The sequence below is a fragment of the Parageobacillus caldoxylosilyticus genome (genome assembly GCF_019272935.1).
GTDB classification, from domain to species: Bacteria; Bacillota; Bacilli; order Bacillales; family Anoxybacillaceae; genus Saccharococcus; species Saccharococcus caldoxylosilyticus.
Map to the genome: position 1 here is coordinate 3412585 of NZ_CP040553.1, position 18278 is coordinate 3430862.

Sequence of the window (18278 nt, forward strand, 5' to 3'; positions counted from 1 at the left end):
GAGGGACTTTGTATGAGCGGCAATGTGGATGAACGTGGAGAAATGGTATTGCGTGCTGACCAGACATTAAACGAGGCGTTGCAACTGTTTATCCGCTTTGAGGTAAACGAAGTTCCGATAATCGACTATCAGCGCAGGGAAATAGGCCGGTTGACATGCAGGACATTGCTAAAAGCGGTGGCGGACAAATGGGATGGCCGAACGACTATAGAGTCGCTATGGAACGGAGAGAAAGAAGCCGAACAGGTAGGGAGGGATCCGGCTGATGCCCCAAAGGTAAGCCGTGCGTCCGTGTCAGAGCTGACCGCCATGGTCGAGCGACTCAAGCGAGAGCTGCAAGAGACGCAAAGCATAGTGGAAACGATGAAAACGGTTCTTGACTCGGCCTATGAAGGCATTGTCGTCGTGGATGCGCATGGCATTATCCAGGAAATAAATAAGGCCTATTGCCAGTTTCTTGGCATTCGCCGCGAAGACGCCGTTGGGAAGCATGTCACCGAGGTTATTGAAAATACGAGGCTACATATTTGTTTGGAATCCGGCATACCAGAGAGAGGATTTATCCAAAAAATTTACGGGCAGCCGATGGTCGTCCACCGCATTCCAATCTGGCGCGACGGAAAAGTGATTGGGGCGATTGGAGTCCTCATTTTCCAAGGTGTTTCCGAGGTTTACCAAATTTTTAAGCGCCTGCAGGATTTGTCGCGTGAGGCGAGCCGAAAGGAAGAAAAAGAAGAACGTGCTGCTCCTTCGAGAAAACAAATTTTCGGCTTAAACAGCATCATCGGCCGCAGCCCAGTGATCGCAGAAATCAAACAAATGGTGAGAAGAGCAGCGCGTGTGCCATCCACGGTGTTAATTACCGGGGAAAGCGGAACAGGAAAAGAAGTGCTGGCGAAAGCGATTCACCAATCGAGTCCGTACGCTGACGGCAATTTTATCAGCGTCAATTGTGCAGCAATCCCTGAATCGCTTCTCGAGGCAGAATTGTTTGGATATGAAGAAGGGGCGTTTACCGGAGCGAAAAAAGGCGGAAAGCCGGGAAAGTTTCAACTCGCCCATAAAGGGACGCTATTTTTGGATGAAATAGGCGATATGCCGCTATATATGCAAGCGAAAATATTGCGGGCCCTAGAGGAGAAAAAAGTGGAGCGGGTCGGCGGAGTGGAGGAAATGGAGCTCGATGTTCGCATCATTGCCGCTACGAATAAAAATTTAGAGGAAATGGTGCTAAAAGGGCAGTTTCGAGAAGATCTTTTTTACCGCCTCAATATTATTCGCATCCATATTCCTGCCCTGCGGGAGCGGAAAATGGATATCCCTTATTTGCTTGCCTACCATATGGAAAGGATTTGCGAGCAGTTCGGTTTAAAACAAAAAGAATTCACAAAAGAGGCGATGCAAGTGCTCATGGATTATTCATGGCCGGGAAATATTCGCGAGCTTGTTAATGTCGTCGAATGGCTTGTCGGCATGGTCGATGGTCAAAAAATCCAAAAGGAGCATTTGCCTGCCCATATTCTTTCCCCACAGCGATTGGCAAAACATGGCGATAAAGAGGGAGAAAAGAGAAAGATTGTGGTGCAGACCGATACAAACTGGCGGGAAATAGTAGACGCTTATGAGCGGGAAAGAATTAAACAAGCGTTGATTGAGGAAAGAGGAAATAAAGCAGCGGCAGCGCGAAAACTTGGCATGCATCGGTCCACTCTTTATGAAAAACTAAAAAAATATAATCTATAAACATGTTGGAATCATGTACAAATATGTCGGGGATATGTCTGGGAATTGTCGGTGCATCATTGTGTTGATGAAAAACTGAATACTTAAATTGATTAGTAAATAACAGACTTCCGGTTTGGCATGTCATTTGCATGATTATGATATTGAAAATGTTACGAAAGAGGGAGGAGAAACGATGTCACAAGTGTATCAACTTCTCATGCCGGGCCGGATTTTGTATGGACGCGGCGCTTTTAACGAAGTCGGAAAACAAGCGCGTCTGTTTGGAAACAAAGTGCTTATTATCAGCGATCCGGTTATGGAACAGCTTGGCAATGTCGCGCTTTGTGAAGAGCATTTACGGAAAGAAGCGCTTCCGTTTGCCAAGTATACAGGAGTAGATACGGAGCCAACCGATATTCATGTGAAAGAAGCGCTTGAAGTTTGCCGCACAGAGCAGTGTGACGTCATCGTTGCCATTGGTGGAGGAAGCAGTATTGATACGGCGAAAGCGGTGGCGGTCATGATGACAAATGAAGGAACGATCAGCGATTATGTTGGCAATGTCAAGCCGTTTGTCAATAAACCGCTTCCGCTCATCGCCGTTCCGACGACTGCAGGAACCGGTTCCGAAGTCACGAAAGTCACGGTTATCATTGATACGAAAACGAACGTCAAAATGATGATTTCCCAGCCAGAATTATTGCCTGCCGTGGCGATTGTCGATCCGCTTCTTACCGTATCGTGTCCGCCGGCGGTGACAGCGGCGACAGGGGTAGACGCGTTATGCCATGCGATCGAAGCCTATATTTCGCGGCGCGCCCATCCAGTGACCGACGTGTTGGCGCTATCAGCGATGGAAGCGATCATGGGGAATTTGCGCAAATCGTATGAAAACGGCAACGATATCGATGCACGCGAGAAGATGGCAATTGGCGCGATGGTGGCAGGTGCTGCGTTTTCGAACGCATCGGTGACGCTTGTCCATGGGATGTCCCGACCGATTGGGGCACTATTTCACGTGCCGCATGGCGTGTCGAATGCGATGCTGCTGCCGGGGGTGCTGGAATTTACAAAAGAGAGTGCGATAGAAAGACTTGCAGTGATCGCCCGTCTGATCAAGCCAGAATTAAAGACTGCTTCCGATGAAGAAGCAGCAGATGCGCTTATTTTGGAAGTAAAGCAGCTCTGCCGGGATCTCCATATTCCAAATATGAAAACATGGGGAATTGAAAAAGAGCAGTTTGACAAGGCCGTTGACAAAATGGCAGCCGATGCGCTAGCAAGCGGCAGTCCGGGAAATAATCCGCGCGTGCCGACTCACGAAGAAATTGTCCAGCTTTATCACGTCTGCTATGACTATCAATTCGATCATCAAGTGATGCGTCACTAAAAAGGCGAGGGGGAAATTTTATGTTAGGGATGGTCGGGTTATTTGTCTCGTTAGGTTTATTAATCTTTTTGACGATGCGGGGGATTAACATTATCATTGCAGCGATTATTTGTTCTGTTTTGATAGCGCTTACAGGCGGATTGAACCTGGAAAAAGCGATGATGGAAAGCTATATGACGGGATTTACCGGCTATTTTGCCAGTTGGTTTCTCATCTTTTTAGCCGGCGCGATTTTTGGAAAAGTCATGGAAGACACCGGTGCAGCCGACTCCATTGCCAATTGGGTAAAAACAAAATTTGGCGCCAAACATGCGGTGTTGGCGGTAGTCGCGGCATGCGCGATTATGACGTATGGCGGCGTAAGTCTGTTTGTTGTCGGCTTTTCCGTCTATCCGATCGCCGTGTCGTTGTTTCGTCAGTCGAATACGCCGCATCGCTTCATTCCGGCGGCGATGGTGTTCGGTTCTGTGTCCTTTACGATGACTTCCCCTTATTCGCCGGAAATTCAAAACATTATTCCAACGCAATTTTTCCATACTACGCCGGGCGCGGGAGGATGGATTGGGATATTGATTGGCATTGTCATTGCTGTTTTAGGATCCGTCTATTTAACGCGCGCGGTGCAAAAAGCAAAAGAAAACGGAGAGACATTTTCGCTTCCATATAGACATGAAGCAATAGCGAACGAGGCAGCAAACGAAATCGCCTCCACATTGGAAGAAACAGAAAGCCGTCCGCTTCCACACATTGTGTGCGCATTGCTTCCATTAATTACTGTCATCATTTCATTGAATATATTGGCGAAGTTTATTTCTTCGACATCGGCGGGAGTCGTTTCGCTTGTTCTTGGAATTGTGTTATGTTGGGTATTAAATGCTAAATTTATCCGTAAGTTTTGGGAGTCAATGGCAGTTGGCGCCCAAGACGCTCTAGTGGCCGCAGCGAATACATGCGCTGTTGTCGGCTTCGGTACCGTAGCGAAAAATGTTCCTGCGTTTCAGACGGCGGTCAATGCGCTCGTGCACCTCCCTGGTCCGGATCTTCTCGGTTTGGCGCTTGGCGTCACCATCATTTGCGGAATGACTGGCTCCGCCTCCGGAGGATTAGGCATTGCCCTGCCGATTTTAGCGCCGATTTATATGGCGAAAGGGCTTGATCCGGGAGCGATGCATCGAGTATCCGCTTTAGCGTCAGGAGGATTGGATTCGCTTCCGCACAACGGCTATATTGTCACAACGATTCGCGCCGTTTGTCATGAAACCCATGAGCGAACGTATAAACCGATTTTTGTTCTTTCTGTTGTGATTCCGTTAATCGGTATGTTCCTTGCAGTGATTCTTTATTCTATTTTCTAACCATTTCAATTGTGATGCCGGATGCCGACTTGAATCTTGCCGTTACGAACATGATCAATGCCGCATTTAGTTCAGTGGGGGAACGATGCATGGCATGTTCCGTTGTCGTAGCTGTCGGCGATATTGCCGATAGGCTTGTGGAACGTTTGAAGAAAGCGGCGGACGAGATGAAAATCGGCAACGGATTGCAGAAAGATGTCTTTTTAGGCCCTGTCATTCGCGAATCGCATAAAGAACGGACAATTAAAATATATTGAAATCGGCGAAAAAGAAGGAGCGCTTCTTGCCCGTGACGGCCGTCGCGACGCTGCGACCAGCGGGGAAGGCTATTTTATCGGCCCGACGATTTTTGACCATGTGAAGCCGGGCATGACGATTTGAACGGATGAAATTTTTGATCCTGTCTTGTCGGTGGTTCGAGGCTCGGGATTTAGATGAAGCAATTCAAAGCGCCAACCAGTCCGAATTTGCAAACGGCGCGTGCATTTATACCAACAGCGTCAAAGCGATCCGCCAATTCCACGAAGAAATCGATGCCGGCATGCTTGGCGTCAACGTGGCGGTCCCGGCGCCGATGGCCTTCTTCCTATTTCTCATTTAAATTCCACAAAATGCTTTTTTGAATTTTTTATAAAAAAATCCCCTCCATAGTAAACAGTATTGACCTTTGTTTCATTCTGTTTACTATAAGGGGACGATGGTAGGAAGGCTCCATTACCTCCTATTTTTCTAAAATATAGATTTAATTATCAAAAATAATACCGATGGACATAAAAGGCAGCCTAATCCGGTATAGAATGTTGCAGTCATTGCTCCGTAAGGTACGAGCTTCGGATCAGTGGCAGCTAATCCACCGGCTACGCCGCTCGTCGTTCCCATTAATCCTCCAAACACAAGAGCGGTTCGAGGGTTATTAAGACCGATATACTTTGCCACAAACGGGGTCCCAATCATTACTAAAACTGATTTTACTACTCCTGCTGCAATCGATAGAGCTATCACCTCGGAACTTGCGCCGACCGCGGCTCCTGTTACAGGACCCACAATATAAGTGACTGCCCCTGCTCCTATGGTTGTCAAACTAACCGCATCCGTATATCCGAATAATACCGCTATTATGACTCCGACAAAAAACGATACAATGACACCGAGAAATAACGAAATAACCCCGCTTGCTCCCGCTCTTTTAATTTCCTCAAAGCTGGCTCCGAAGGCGGTAGCAACGATAGCAAAATCCCGAAGCATCCCTCCTCCCATTAAGCCGATACCGGAAAACAATTGAATATCGGCAAGCCCTTTTTCTCCGCCTGTATGAATTCCACCTAGATAGGCAAGAAGTAATCCAAACATGATGGCAATGGCTGACCCATGAAGCCGCCCTTTCGTTAGTTTGTCGGAAATTTGATAGGATATATACATGATAATTCCGACTAAGGCAAATGAGACAATAAGCCCATTATTTTGAAATACGGCAATAAGTGTATCTATCATATTTATGCCTCCTCATCGTCGTGTAAAATCAATTCAGCGATTTTTTCCCTATTTTGCCAACGACTGGGACAAGCGCACAGCTAGCTACGGTTGCGGCTATCCCAGCCAGTAAGGCCACAGGCCCCCCTTTTACTGCAGCGGCTACATTTTGCTGGGAAGCCATTGCGACGACGATTGGGATATACATCGCTCCCCAAAAGCTTAATCCTTGTTGTGATTGCGAATTTAATTTATTCTTCTTTTTTAAGTAATCTACTATCAGTACTAACATCAACATAGCGATACCGACACCGCCGACATTTGCTTTTACACCAAGCACTTTTCCTAATAAATCCCCTAAAAATACGCCGACTAACATACAGATCGATAATAAAGAAACCCCATAAATGACCAATTTTATCCCTTCTCTCCTTTTCATTATGATATTGGAATAACTAAATGAAGATATCTGGTATAGATGCATGATCATTATTCATCATGATTGGTGGATGTTTGCTGGGGAGGAGTGGTTCATACGCAGGAGAATGCTTTTATCACCTTATTCTACAGCAAGACATATGGCATGAACAGCAAGTTTTTCTTTCCCTCCTTTACACCTTGAATTTATTGGTAAGCGTTTTCAAATATGGTGGATTGTCGCTTATCTACAGTCGACTGTATTCCTAATATACATAGAACAACAAATAAAAATTACTAAATTTTTTTATGTAATATTAAAAAAATAAAAAAATAAACTTTTCATATAAAGGGAATCGACAGTCGACAAAGGAGGAAATCTGCATGGCTAGCATAGATTTCAGTAAAAACGCTCTATCTAACTTAATTGCCGAACATATTGCCGAGCAAATTATAACAGGAGAATTAAAGCCCGGACAAAAATTAATCGAAAATGACTATGCTGCAGAGTACGGGACGAGTAGAGCGCCGGTGCGGGAAGCCTTTTATTTGCTTACAATCGAAGGGCTCGTAGAACGAATTCCAAGAAAAGGGACAGTGGTAAAGGGGTATACAGAGGAGGAAATATACGATTTACTAGAAATTCGCATACTGCTTGAATCACTAGCTATGAAACGGATTATGAAGCACGGTATCGACTCATCAGTTATGGAAGAAATGGAACAAATCTTACATGAAATGCATCATGTAAGAGAAGTAAAAAGGTATACGGAGCTGAATTATTCGTTCCATATGTGCCTAATCGAAATGAGCAAAAGCAATATTATTCGCAGTATGTACTCCCGCTTGGCGCCTCCGCTTTTACGAATACAAAGCTTATCGTTTGCCAATGAAGGAAATATTGAAAAATCGTTAACCGAACATATAATGATAGTCGATCTTTTACAAAAGGGAAACTTATCAGAAGCAGCTAATGTATTAGCGAGGCATAACCATGATGTAATTGTAAGCATTAAAAAACGCCTGAAAAAGATATAAGGTCGGATGTGATGAAATGAAAAGGGCTTCTTTTAGTCGACTGACGACTACAATTATAGAGAAAAGTGGGAGATGGTTATGAGTATCGCATTTTTATTTCCCGGTCAAGGATCACAGCAACCCAACATGCTTCATCATCTTCCCCAACATCCAGTCATTGAGAAAACACTGCACGAGGCAAGCAAAGTACTCAAGGACGATATTTTACGATGGGATTCAGCGAAGGCGTTACAATCTACGGTTGCTGTTCAAGTAGCGCTGTTAGTTGCTGGCGTAGCAGTCGCTAGAGCATTACAAGCGGAAGGAGTACGGCCGGACATGGTAGCCGGTCATTCGGTCGGGGCGTTTGGCGCTGCCGTAACGGCTAATGCCTTAACGTTTCGCGATGCGATATCGCTAGTAAAGCTACGCGGAGAGCTGATGGAAAGCGCTTATCCGCACGGTTACGGCATGGGAGTCGTTGTTGGCATAGAGGAGCGGCAGTTAGCTCGCCTCATTGCAAACCATTTTACTAATGAAAATCCTGTATATATCGCTAATTTAAACTCGCCAAAACAAATTACGATTTCAGGATCGATACGCGGAATTGAAAAAATTTTAGCACTGGCCCGGGAGGAAGGAGCAAGCAAGGCTGAATTTTTAAACGTTCGTGTTCCTTCCCATTGTGTATTAATGAAATCTGTATCATCGCAATTAAGGAATGCGATGGAAATGATTCCTTTTCAACCTCCGCAGATTCCTTATGCAGCAAATCGAACTGCTCGTCCGCTACGCGACCCGGAAGCCATTAAGGAAGATTTGGCACTCAGTGTTTCCCATCCCGTACGTTGGCATGAAGCCATATGTGTGCTGTTCGAATTAGGAGCACAGTTATTTATTGAAATGCCGCCAAAAAACGTGTTGACAAACCTTGCTCAACAGGCTTTTCCATGCAGACGCTCTATCTCAGTGGCGGATAGCGGGATAAGAACGGTTTGTGTTGTTGCACAACGCATGAAAGAAAACAGTAATTGCTAGCAGCAACTTTTTCACTATCAACGCTTATTTCATCGTTAGCGAAAATGTATATCGAGGAAAAGGGGAGAATGAACGATGAATAGAATACACCGGTCTAAACGTTCATGGACAACGCGTCGCGATGCGAAGGCAAAGCGAATGGCAAAATTGGAGCGAGTCGTGAACGGAAAAATTATACCAACAGATAAAATTGTAGAGGCATTAGAAGCGGTTATTGCTCCAGGGGATCGTGTTGTGTTAGAAGGAAATAATCAAAAACAAGCTTCGTTTCTATCCAAGGCATTATCCAAAGTTAACCCTGAGAAAGTGAACGGATTACATATGATTATGTCCAGTGTATCGCGACCAGAGCATTTAGATATATTTGAAAAAGGAATCGCTAGAAAAATTGATTTTTCTTATGCCGGCCCGCAAAGTCTTCGCATGTCACAAATGCTGGAAGACGGAAAGCTTATTATAGGGGAAATCCATACCTATCTTGAGCTATATGGGCGGTTATTTATTGATTTGACTCCGTCTGTTGCACTAGTGGCGGCGGATAAAGCAGACCGATCGGGCAATTTGTATACAGGACCTAATACAGAGGAAACTCCAACGCTTGTTGAAGCTACGGCATTCCGGGACGGAATCGTTATAGCCCAAGTAAATGAACTGGCAGATGAATTGCCACGGGTAGATATACCTGGCTCTTGGATTGATTTTATCGTTATTGCTGACCAGCCTTATGAATTAGAACCTCTTTTTACAAGAGATCCTCGCCTTATTACAGAAATCCAGATTCTTATGGCGATGATGACGATTAGAGGGATATATGAACGTCATAACATCCAATCTCTCAACCATGGAATCGGATTTAATACTGCGGCGATTGAGTTATTGCTTCCAACGTACGGAGAATCATTAGGATTGAAGGGGAAAATTTGCAGACATTGGGCATTGAATCCGCATCCTACCCTTATACCAGCTATTGAAACAGGATGGGTAGAAAGCATTCATTGTTTTGGAGGAGAAGTAGGAATGGAAAAGTATATTGCGGCACGTCCCGATGTGTTCTTTACTGGAAAAGATGGGAGTTTACGTTCAAACCGGGCATTATCCCAAGTAGCTGGACAGTATGCTGTCGATCTTTTTATCGGTTCTACTCTACAGATGGATAGGGATGGGAATTCTTCAACAGTAACGATTGGAAGACTGGCAGGATTCGGCGGGGCACCAAACATGGGGCATGATCCTCGTGGACGGCGCCATTCCACTCCTGCATGGCTAGATATGATAACGTCCGATCATCCGATCGCGAAAGGAAAAAAATTAGTCGTGCAGATAGTAGAAACGTTTCAAAAAGGAAATCGACCGGTATTTGTTGAGTCTTTAGATGCGATTGAAGTAGGGAAAAAGGCGAATTTGGCGACAGCGCCAATTATGATATATGGGGATGATGTGACCCATGTTGTCACTGAAGAAGGAATCGCATATTTGTATAAGGCGAATAGTTTAGAAGAACGCCGTCAGGCCATTGCGGCAATCGCCGGAGTCACACCGATTGGGCTAGAACATGATCCAAAAAGAACTGAGCAGTTGCGAAGGGATGGATTGGTGGCGTTTCCGGAGGATTTAGGCATACGCCGTACCGATGCCAAACGTTCTTTATTAGCAGCAAAAAGCATTGAAGAACTGGTTGAATGGTCAGAGGGATTGTATGAACCGCCGGCTAGATTTCGCAGCTGGTAAGAGGGGGAGTAGAATAAGTGATTTGGAATGACGCTATACAATGCAGCCATTATTTGTCTCAATTAGCGGTTGCTGCTCTTATTGAGGAAGCGGAGCTTACTCCGAAGCCGGGGCTTGTGGATCAACAAAACTCTGGAGCTCATACGGATTTAACATTAGAGATGATGATTCGTTCTGCCCAAGCGCTGCAAACAACGTTTGCTAATATTGCTTATATTGCTTTTCAACGGGAACCTAGCCAACAGTTACGGGAAGAAATCGCGAAAATTGGCCGTTGTGGGGAAAAGGTGATGTTTGAAACGACTGGGGGAATTAATACACATAAAGGAGCGATTTGGGCGCTTGGGTTGTTAGTAGCAAGTGCTGCGATGCATAAGCCGGGAACACCTTCCAAAGAAATCGCCTCTACTGCCGGACGGATTGCTTCCTATCCAGACCGCTATGCTCCGCAACAGATGTCAAACGGATTGAAAGTACAGCAGAGATATGGAGTTCCCGGGGCAAGAGGGGAGGCGCAGCACGGATTTCCCCATGTCATTCATATTGCACTCCCGACTTTACACAAAGCACGACAAAATAACATTCCAGAGACGTTAGCAAGAATTGATGCCCTTATTTCATTAATTGCTTATCTAGATGATACATGTATACTACATCGCGGTGGAATGGAAGCGTTAATAACCGCTAAGAAGCTCGCAAAAGCCATTATTTCGGTTGGCGGTGTGTCCACTTCAGAGGGATGGAATGGACTTCTTCAGCTCGATCAGGAACTATTGACGCGCAATGCCTCGCCGGGCGGAAGTGCCGATTTGCTGGCAGCAGCATTATTTCTTGATCGTCTATATCAAGAAACAGCTAATCAATCAAACAAGTGCGTAACGATGACGATGTAAACAAACATGGATGGAGGGGGATTAGATGGAAACATTATTTTTCGAATATCCAGCAACAAAAACGTTGCCTCGCCGCGCACACGTAGGGGTCGTTGGTTCGGGAGATTTAGAAATTTTAATGGAGCCATCCGCAGAAGCACGCACGAAGGTTACAGTACGGACGAGCGTAAAAGGATTTGGTAAAACATGGGCAAAAGTCCTAGAACGTTTTTTTACTGTTCATGATGTCGCTGCTACGGTTAAAATTAACGATTTTGGCGCTACTCCGGGAGTGGTGACGATGAGATTGGCACAAGCATTGGAGGTGAGTCAAGATAATGCTATTCTTAAAAGATAGTTTCGTGGAGTTGAATGCACGAAACCGTGCGAAGGCTATCCTTGATCAGGGAACGTTTCGCGAAATTGTCGGACCTTTTGACGGCCTCGAATCTCCTCATCTAGTGCCACAAGGAATTGTTCCACAAAGTGATGATGGTGTTATCGTAGCACGTGGGGAAATTGAAGGGGAACCGGCGGTGGTTATTTCGATTGAAGGAAATTTTCAAGGGGGAGGCATCGGGGAAGTATCCGGCGCAAAGATAGCCGGTGCTTTAGAGCTAGCTCTTCGCGATCAGGAAAACGGTATTCGTACCCGGCCGGTCATCGTATTTGATACAGGTGGAGTGCGTCTTCAGGAAGCGAACTACGGATTGCTTGCGATTGCCGAAATTGGGGCAGCGATTGTCGCGTTACGGCAATATGTGCCTGTTGTCGGCGTCATCCCTGGAAAAATCGGATGCTTCGGCGGAATGTCCATTGCTGCAGGATTATGCAGTTCCCTCATTATGACGCGGGAAGGCCGAATTGGTCTGAATGGACCTGAGGTGATTGAGCAAGAGGCGGGGATCGAAGAATTTGATTCTAGCGACCGTCGGTTGATTTGGAATACGATTGGCGGCGCGCAGCGCTTTGCCGCCGGATTTGTCGATGAGCTTGTAGATGATGATATTTCTGCTATAAAAGAGGCAATTCATCGCATTTTTAGAAAAGAAACCGTAGGAAGCCCACGGAGCTCGCAAGTCGATGTGTATCGTTCATTTTTTGCCTCTATCGATCTTTCGCAACCAATAACACCTAACAAATTCCGCGAGCTTTGGCAACAACATATAGCTGGAAAAGGTGTGCATTCCCCAAATTCACTGCAAACCGGAATGAATAAGGATGATGAAGTCGAAAGCCGGGGAAGAACGTGGTTTTACGCCTTGGCGCATGCATTGAAAATAAATAAAGAAGTCCCGTCTGTATTATGTGCCGATGCGATGCTAGGGAAGGAAGAAGTTCGTTATATTGCGGTTGTTCCAAATCGTCATCACCGATTTTATCGAGTTCGTCATGGAGAAGTCGGCATCGAAGAAGGGTGGACTATCGCAAAATACGTCCGTGAAGTGATAGAGGCAGATCAACATGGCAAGAAGAGAGCTATCGTGGCTATTGTGGACGTACCAAGTCAGGCATACGGATATCATGAAGAGTTGTTCGGCCTTCACCAAGCGTGCGCAGCGGCAGTCGATGCGTATGCGACGGCACGACTGGCAGGACATCCTGTGATTGCGCTCATTGTCGGAAATGCGATATCTGGAGCTTTTTTGGCGCATGGTTTGCAGGCGAATTGCATTCTTGCTCTTAATGATGATCATGTTAATATACATGTAATGTCTAAAAAATCGGCTGCAAGAATTACCCGCCGCACCATCGAGGAACTGGAGGAAGCTACAAAGAAAATACCTGCCATGGCTTATGACGTTCGTTCTTTTGCAACGTTAGGGGCATTGCATGAACTCATTGATGGAGTAAACGCAGATATTCCTCAGGTGCAAGACATAGATAAAGTATGTAATAGGCTGATAGAAGCCATTCAAACTGCTCGTTCTTCCCCTCGCGACTTACGCAACCGTCTTGCATCTAAGCAAGCGCAGAAAGGCAGAGAAGCTTCGATTCTTGTACGAAAGAAGTTGGCGGAACAATGGAAGTAAATCCTCACGATTTAATAAGAATAAAAGGATATTCCTATCTCATAACGGATGCCCAAGAACCTGAATGGGTGAAAGTGGCATTAACACAAGCACCTTATGTCGTTGTTCGCCGTGCCCCAATGGAAAAAGGACATATCCCTATAGGAATACGCGGTCAGCAGCGTCATGAACGGTTTGCTGCTTTCCTGCCTCAGGATGCGGTCACTGAGGTCATCACACCAGAGCAACTCGTTACGCAAAAACAATGGCAACAAAGTTCACGATACTACCAGCTTCCGGTATTACGGGCGCTGGATGATATATATGAAATTTTTCAATTTTATGGCCTAGTTTGGGGGCCTGTAGGAAGTGTAGGATTTGAGCTTGTTAGCGGTATACCAACTGCGAAGGATACGAGCGATTTGGATATTGTAGTACGTCTTCCGCATTTTCCTTCCATCGAAACAGCTAGACAACTCGTGGCGGAATTAACGCGCATACCGATAAGAATGGACGTACAGCTAGAAATCCCGGCTGGTGCTGTTTCATTATTAGAATATTCACAAGGAAGTCAGCTCATTTTACTAAAATCCGTATGTGGTCCTAAACTCATTTCTCATCCATACAGGTAGGAACGGTGGGGAAAGGCAGTGTGGTTTCACAACACTGCTTTTCTCATTATTTTATGTATGCGAAAAAGGAATACTTATTGGCGCAAACCGGACGGTATCAAAAGCGCTATTTAGAATATCTTGTTTCGGTTTCCTAAGTGACTGCCGACATGCAGAAAGGACTGAATCAACCAGACTCAGTCCTTTTTTGTTGTACGGCAGTATTTAGCAGTTGAATTGTTGCGGATCTATTTTATTATTAGGCTTTGCTAAATTGCAATGTTACCTTTTAGTATTTTAATACTCTGAATGCTTCTCGAATTTTTCTGGCAAATTCCAGTGGTGGTTCGATGGATTCAAAATGCATATACATTGCTCTTGGCTGTTCAAACAACCAGTGGTTATGGAGTGCTGTTACAATAATGTTTCTTTTTCTTAATTCTGTTAACAACGGGTTAACCTCTTCTTGAAGCAGTACTGTTTCACCTAGATTTAAAGCATTTCCTTGGAAGTCTAAATTTTCAAAGGAAAAAAATTGGGGGTTTACTAGCGGTGAATTTGTTCTTCTTCCAAGTATGGTAAATGGAATATTTCTAAATTTCTGCACAAGACATACTCCATTCGTAACACTTCCAGTTCCGCCAAGGATTCTTGCAAATTCCCGACATAAGTCTTTTATCGATTCCCGGCTCATAAATCATCCCTCTTTCGACAAAAATTTTTAGTATCCCTGTTTATATTTGTATGATTTTAGATTATTTATGAATGAGACAAGGGTCTATGACAAAAGTGGAATTTATAAGTTGTTGAAAAAAGTCGAACCAAAAACGCCTATTATTAAAAAATGACAATAATGTGTCGGACAAAATGATATTTACTTATCGTTGAATTAATGCCTGTAAGCGCTTTAGTATAAAGGTAGAGAAGCAAAAGGAGGAATGCAGCATGACTCATACAACAGAAAATCAGTCTGGCTTTCGGGTAAAGATTCAGCGTTTTGGTAGTTATTTAAGCGGAATGATTATGCCGAATATTGGGGCATTTATTGCGTGGGGAATTATTACGGCACTATTTATCCCGACAGGATGGCTGCCAAATGAAACATTTGCGAAGCTTGTTAGCCCAATGATTACGTATTTATTGCCGTTACTAATTGGATATACGGGCGGAAAAATGATTTATGATGTTCGCGGCGGCGTTGTCGGTGCCACAGCGACAATGGGAGTCATTGTCGGTTCGGAAATTCCGATGTTTCTAGGAGCTATGATCATGGGACCACTCGGTGGTTACCTGATCAAAAAGTTTGACCAGCTGATTCAAGGCAAAGTGAAACAAGGCTTTGAAATGCTTGTCAATAATTTTTCCGCCGGAATTATCGGCGGGCTGTTAACATTAGTTGCATTTAAAGGGATTGGCCCAGTCGTTTCGGCCATTAGCAAAACGTTAGCAGCAGGCGTAGAAAAAATTGTTGATTTGCACTTATTGCCATTGGCAAATATTTTTATTGAACCAGGAAAAGTGTTGTTCCTCAACAACGCTATTAACCATGGAATTTTAAGCCCGCTTGGCATTGAGCAAGCAGCAAAAACAGGAAAATCGATTTTATTCCTGCTTGAACCAAATCCTGGCCCGGGCCTTGGTATTTTGTTAGCATATTGGTTATTTGGAAAAGGAATGGCAAAGCAATCCGCGCCAGGAGCAATCATCATTCATTTCTTAGGGGGAATTCATGAAATTTACTTCCCATATGTTTTAATGAGACCGATTTTAATTCTCGCGGCAATCGCTGGCGGAGTGAGCGGGGTATTAACATTTACCATTTTCGATGCTGGTCTTGTGGCCGTTCCATCCCCAGGAAGTATTTTTGCCCTATTAGCAATGACGCCAAAAGGTAATTATCTTGGGGTTTTGGCGGGCGTATTGGTCGCAACGGCAGTGTCATTCTTCGTCGCATCGATTTTCTTAAAATCGGCGAAAAATAACGAAGAAGAAGATATAACAAAGGCGACTGAAAAAATGCAACAATTAAAAGGGAAAAAGAGCGATGTTGTTGCGGTGTTGAAAAATGAAGAAGAAGTAGTTCCAGCCAAAGTCAAAAAGATTGTATTCGCCTGCGATGCAGGAATGGGTTCGAGTGCGATGGGAGCTTCTATTTTGCGGAATAAAGTGCAAAAAGCAGGGCTAGACATTGAAGTAACGAATACGGCGATTAACCAGCTTCCGCCAGATGCGGATATCGTCATCACCCATAAAAATTTGACGGATCGCGCAAAAGAAAAATTGCCAAACGCTTTCCATGTATCAGTGGAAAATTTCTTGAGCAGTCCAAAATATGATGAGCTCATCGAAATGTTAAAGAAATAAAGGTAGGCGTTTGCTTACCTTTTTCTTTTCGCAAGAATGCATTTTATTAAAAGATGGCAACAATAAAAGGGACGAAAAAGCAATATCTAATTATTGTAATAAAAGGGACGGGGACCTAAAATTTTTATTGAACAGATGATTTATTATTCTAAATCATGTCAACAATTGGTTGCGCAAGGCGGGGAGGTGAAGGGGCCGTGTATATATCTGCGCGAGAGCGAAAAATACTCGATATTTTGTTGTCTAATGACGAAGGAATGACGGTAGGAGAACTTGCCGAGCGGTTAGACGTCAGCAACCGTACCATCCACCGGGATTTAAAAGGGATCGAACCTATTTTAAAGGATTACCGCTTGCGGCTGGTCAAAAAAGCAGGGGTCGGCATTCGGATTGTTGGGGAAGAAGAAAAGAAAAAAGAGCTAGCGCTTCATCTATTTCATTTGTCCAATAAGGAATATACACCAGAGGAACGACAGCTGATCATTCTGATTGCTTTGCTGGAAGCAACAGAGCCTGTCAAGCTTTTATCGCTGGCCAATGACCTCAACGTTACTGTCGCAACCATTAGCCATGATTTAGATAAAATCCATCAGATGATAGAAAAATACGGGCTATCCCTAATCCGAAAACGAGGATATGGGGTAGAAATTGCTGGATCCGAGTCCGCAAAGCGGAGAATGATGAGCGAGCTGCTATTTCGTCATGTGGATGAACATGAGTTTCTTTCGTTAATGAAAAAGTCTATTCAAAAAAAATCTATCGATACATGGAATACGGTCACAGAAAAACTTCTTGGACTAGTCGATAGAAAAAAATTGGCCATCATTGAACAACAAATTGAACGGATCAAGAAGGAGCTTCCTTTTACGATTGCCGACAGTTCACATATTGCACTAGTGGTTCACCTTGCCTTAGCAATAGAGCGGATCAGCCAAGGGGAATCGATTAATTTTGATCAGCAATATTTAGAAACGATTCAAACAACAAAAGAATATAAAACCGCGGAAAAAATTGCGCGATCGTTAGAACATGCTTTTCGCATCACGATTCCAAAAGAGGAAATCGGTTATATTACCATGCATTTAATGGGTGCGAAACTTCGCGACCGCCAAGGTTATATGCTAGAAGAGGCAAGTTTTGAAGTAGGCATCAAAGCGCAAGAGTTAATTCGTTTTGTCGGCGCTGAACTACATGTAGATATTACAAACGATTATACGTTATACGAAGATTTGGTCGTTCATTTAAAACCAGCACTTTATCGCATCCGGCATAACATGGGGATTGCCAATCCGCTTTTAGAAAAAATTGTCCAAGATTATCCGGAACTTTTTGCGGTATTAAAAGAAGGAGTGAAACAAGTATTTCCGGATGTAACCGTTCCAGACGAAGAAATTGGTTATTTAGTTCTCCACTTTGCGGCAGCGTTATTAAGAAAAAAGAAAGGATTGCGTGCGTTAGTGATCTGTTCGAGTGGACTAGGGACGGCAAAAATATTAGCAACAAGATTAAAAAAAGAAATTCCCGATATTGTACACATAGAACAGATTTCTGTTTTTGAATTGAGAAACACGGATGTAACGCCATATGACTTGATCGTTTCGACCGTCCCAATTGATGGATTGGCAAAACCGTATTTTGTTGTCAGTCCAATGCTGCGGGAAGAAGAGATTATGTCGATGAAACAGTTTTTAAAAAGCAGAAATGCGGTTTCTCGCAAGGAAGAGGTAGACGACGCGGCAGGAAAATCTCATGATGTGATCAAGAAAATGGCTTCCATTCAAAAAATGAGCGAAACCATTTTGCGAATTTTGGAAGGTTTTGCGTTACAACAGGTCAATAGCCATTCCATCAAAGAAGCGTTAGCAGAAGCGTGTCATCAGCTATGGAAAAAAGGAATCATTCTTGATTCGGAGAAAGTCCTTACAGAATTGTTGCGGAGAGAAGCATTAGGAGGATTGGGAATACCGGAGACGTCGCTCGCTTTGTACCATACCCGAAGCTCAGCGGTGCTTTTTCCGTCTTTCACGATTTATCGGCTAACCGAATGCCAAACCATTAAAGGAATGCACGATCAGCCAATGGCTGTGAATACCATTTTACTGCTGTTAGCGCCCGATTCACCTAGTCAGGAAACGCTTTCTGTTTTAAGCCACATCAGCTCGTTGATCATTAAAGATGAAGATAGCATGGCATTATTTGCAAACGGAGATCATGAACAGGTGTATTCGTTTTTGAGCTATCATTTAGAAAAGTTTTTTTACGACTATCTTTAACAATGT

16 protein-coding genes and 1 pseudogene are annotated in these 18278 nt (G+C 44.2%); 14 read left to right on the forward strand and 3 right to left on the reverse strand.

Features of this window, described 5'->3' with window-relative positions; all coding sequences use genetic code 11:
* The first annotated feature begins 12 nt into the window (after positions 1 to 12).
* From BV455_RS17465 to BV455_RS17480, 4 genes and pseudogenes are all read left to right on the forward strand, one after another.
* Positions 13 to 1743 carry a sigma 54-interacting transcriptional regulator gene (locus BV455_RS17465; protein ID WP_218687479.1) on the forward strand — a complete coding sequence of 577 codons (1731 nt, stop codon included), beginning with the start codon at positions 13 to 15 and terminating at the stop codon, positions 1741 to 1743.
* A gap of 175 nt (positions 1744 to 1918) precedes the next feature.
* Entirely contained in the window at positions 1919 to 3115 is a 1197-nt protein-coding gene (locus BV455_RS17470; RefSeq protein ID WP_042410622.1) for an iron-containing alcohol dehydrogenase, read from the forward strand.
* 20 nt (positions 3116 to 3135) lie between these two features.
* On the forward strand, positions 3136 to 4470 hold the full coding sequence (locus tag BV455_RS17475) for a GntP family permease (protein ID WP_017437306.1): 1335 nt from the start codon (positions 3136 to 3138) through the stop codon (positions 4468 to 4470).
* A gap of 5 nt (positions 4471 to 4475) precedes the next feature.
* A pseudogene (locus BV455_RS17480) lies at positions 4476 to 5062 on the forward strand (aldehyde dehydrogenase family protein); the annotation flags it as partial.
* A 137-nt stretch (positions 5063 to 5199) separates the two neighbouring features.
* Here BV455_RS17480 and madM read toward each other — a convergent pair.
* Positions 5200 to 5961 (reverse strand): malonate transporter subunit MadM, encoded by a 762-nt coding sequence (gene madM, locus BV455_RS17485; RefSeq protein WP_017437308.1) that lies wholly within the window; start codon positions 5959 to 5961, stop codon positions 5200 to 5202.
* A 28-nt stretch (positions 5962 to 5989) separates the two neighbouring features.
* Positions 5990 to 6355, reverse strand: coding sequence for a malonate transporter subunit MadL (gene madL / locus BV455_RS17490; protein ID WP_042410617.1), 366 nt, complete (start codon positions 6353 to 6355; stop codon positions 5990 to 5992).
* A 386-nt stretch (positions 6356 to 6741) separates the two neighbouring features.
* Between madL and BV455_RS17495 the strand changes: the two genes are divergently transcribed.
* The 8 genes from BV455_RS17495 (at position 6742) to BV455_RS20710 (ending at position 13793) form a co-directional block, all read left to right on the forward strand.
* Positions 6742 to 7395 (forward strand): GntR family transcriptional regulator, encoded by a 654-nt coding sequence (locus BV455_RS17495; protein ID WP_017437310.1) that lies wholly within the window; start codon positions 6742 to 6744, stop codon positions 7393 to 7395.
* Positions 7396 to 7473: 78 nt separating this feature from the next.
* A complete protein-coding gene (mdcH, locus tag BV455_RS17500; protein WP_042410615.1) occupies positions 7474 to 8412 on the forward strand; it encodes a malonate decarboxylase subunit epsilon in 939 nt (312 codons plus the stop codon).
* Between the two features lie 75 nt (positions 8413 to 8487).
* Positions 8488 to 10140, forward strand: a complete 1653-nt coding sequence (gene mdcA, locus BV455_RS17505; RefSeq protein WP_042410614.1) for a malonate decarboxylase subunit alpha — start codon at positions 8488 to 8490, stop codon at positions 10138 to 10140.
* 17 nt (positions 10141 to 10157) lie between these two features.
* On the forward strand, positions 10158 to 11033 hold the full coding sequence (locus BV455_RS17510) for a triphosphoribosyl-dephospho-CoA synthase (protein ID WP_042410612.1): 876 nt from the start codon (positions 10158 to 10160) through the stop codon (positions 11031 to 11033).
* 25 nt (positions 11034 to 11058) lie between these two features.
* Positions 11059 to 11370 carry a malonate decarboxylase subunit delta gene (locus BV455_RS17515; RefSeq protein WP_042410611.1) on the forward strand — a complete coding sequence of 104 codons (312 nt, stop codon included), beginning with the start codon at positions 11059 to 11061 and terminating at the stop codon, positions 11368 to 11370.
* Positions 11351 to 13045 (forward strand): biotin-independent malonate decarboxylase subunit beta, encoded by a 1695-nt coding sequence (gene mdcD, locus BV455_RS17520; RefSeq protein ID WP_042410607.1) that lies wholly within the window; start codon positions 11351 to 11353, stop codon positions 13043 to 13045. The genes BV455_RS17515 and mdcD overlap by 20 nt, the downstream gene beginning before the upstream one ends.
* On the forward strand, positions 13036 to 13656 hold the full coding sequence (locus tag BV455_RS17525) for a malonate decarboxylase holo-ACP synthase (protein ID WP_042410605.1): 621 nt from the start codon (positions 13036 to 13038) through the stop codon (positions 13654 to 13656). Before mdcD ends, BV455_RS17525 begins: the two co-directional genes overlap by 10 nt.
* 5 nt (positions 13657 to 13661) lie before the next feature.
* A complete protein-coding gene (locus tag BV455_RS20710) occupies positions 13662 to 13793 on the forward strand; it encodes a hypothetical protein (RefSeq protein WP_017437317.1) in 132 nt (43 codons plus the stop codon).
* Between the two features lie 131 nt (positions 13794 to 13924).
* Here the strand turns inward: BV455_RS20710 and BV455_RS17530 are convergent, their stop codons facing one another.
* Entirely contained in the window at positions 13925 to 14329 is a 405-nt protein-coding gene (locus tag BV455_RS17530; RefSeq protein WP_042410603.1) for a DUF1259 domain-containing protein, read from the reverse strand.
* Positions 14330 to 14580: 251 nt separating this feature from the next.
* Between BV455_RS17530 and BV455_RS17535 the strand changes: the two genes are divergently transcribed.
* Both BV455_RS17535 and BV455_RS17540 read left to right on the forward strand, forming a co-directional pair.
* A complete protein-coding gene (locus BV455_RS17535) occupies positions 14581 to 15999 on the forward strand; it encodes a PTS mannitol transporter subunit IIBC (protein ID WP_042410600.1) in 1419 nt (472 codons plus the stop codon).
* A 197-nt stretch (positions 16000 to 16196) separates the two neighbouring features.
* On the forward strand, positions 16197 to 18272 hold the full coding sequence (locus tag BV455_RS17540) for a BglG family transcription antiterminator (protein ID WP_042410598.1): 2076 nt from the start codon (positions 16197 to 16199) through the stop codon (positions 18270 to 18272).
* Positions 18273 to 18278: the final 6 nt, after the last annotated feature.

What these genes read in the sequence shown, in the direction of transcription:
- BV455_RS17465 (WP_218687479.1), top strand. Translation starts at nt 13, where the DNA reads ATGAGCGGCAATGTGGATGAACGTGGAGAAATGGTATTGCGTGCTGAC.
- BV455_RS17470 (WP_042410622.1), top strand. Translation starts at nt 1,919, where the DNA reads ATGTCACAAGTGTATCAACTTCTCATGCCGGGCCGGATTTTGTATGGA.
- BV455_RS17475 (WP_017437306.1), top strand. Translation starts at nt 3,136, where the DNA reads ATGTTAGGGATGGTCGGGTTATTTGTCTCGTTAGGTTTATTAATCTTT.
- madM (WP_017437308.1), bottom strand. Translation starts at nt 5,961, where the DNA reads ATGATAGATACACTTATTGCCGTATTTCAAAATAATGGGCTTATTGTC.
- BV455_RS17495 (WP_017437310.1), top strand. Translation starts at nt 6,742, where the DNA reads ATGGCTAGCATAGATTTCAGTAAAAACGCTCTATCTAACTTAATTGCC.
- mdcH (WP_042410615.1), top strand. Translation starts at nt 7,474, where the DNA reads ATGAGTATCGCATTTTTATTTCCCGGTCAAGGATCACAGCAACCCAAC.
- mdcA (WP_042410614.1), top strand. Translation starts at nt 8,488, where the DNA reads ATGAATAGAATACACCGGTCTAAACGTTCATGGACAACGCGTCGCGAT.
- BV455_RS17515 (WP_042410611.1), top strand. Translation starts at nt 11,059, where the DNA reads ATGGAAACATTATTTTTCGAATATCCAGCAACAAAAACGTTGCCTCGC.
- mdcD (WP_042410607.1), top strand. Translation starts at nt 11,351, where the DNA reads ATGCTATTCTTAAAAGATAGTTTCGTGGAGTTGAATGCACGAAACCGT.
- BV455_RS17525 (WP_042410605.1), top strand. Translation starts at nt 13,036, where the DNA reads ATGGAAGTAAATCCTCACGATTTAATAAGAATAAAAGGATATTCCTAT.
- BV455_RS17530 (WP_042410603.1), bottom strand. Translation starts at nt 14,329, where the DNA reads ATGAGCCGGGAATCGATAAAAGACTTATGTCGGGAATTTGCAAGAATC.
- BV455_RS17535 (WP_042410600.1), top strand. Translation starts at nt 14,581, where the DNA reads ATGACTCATACAACAGAAAATCAGTCTGGCTTTCGGGTAAAGATTCAG.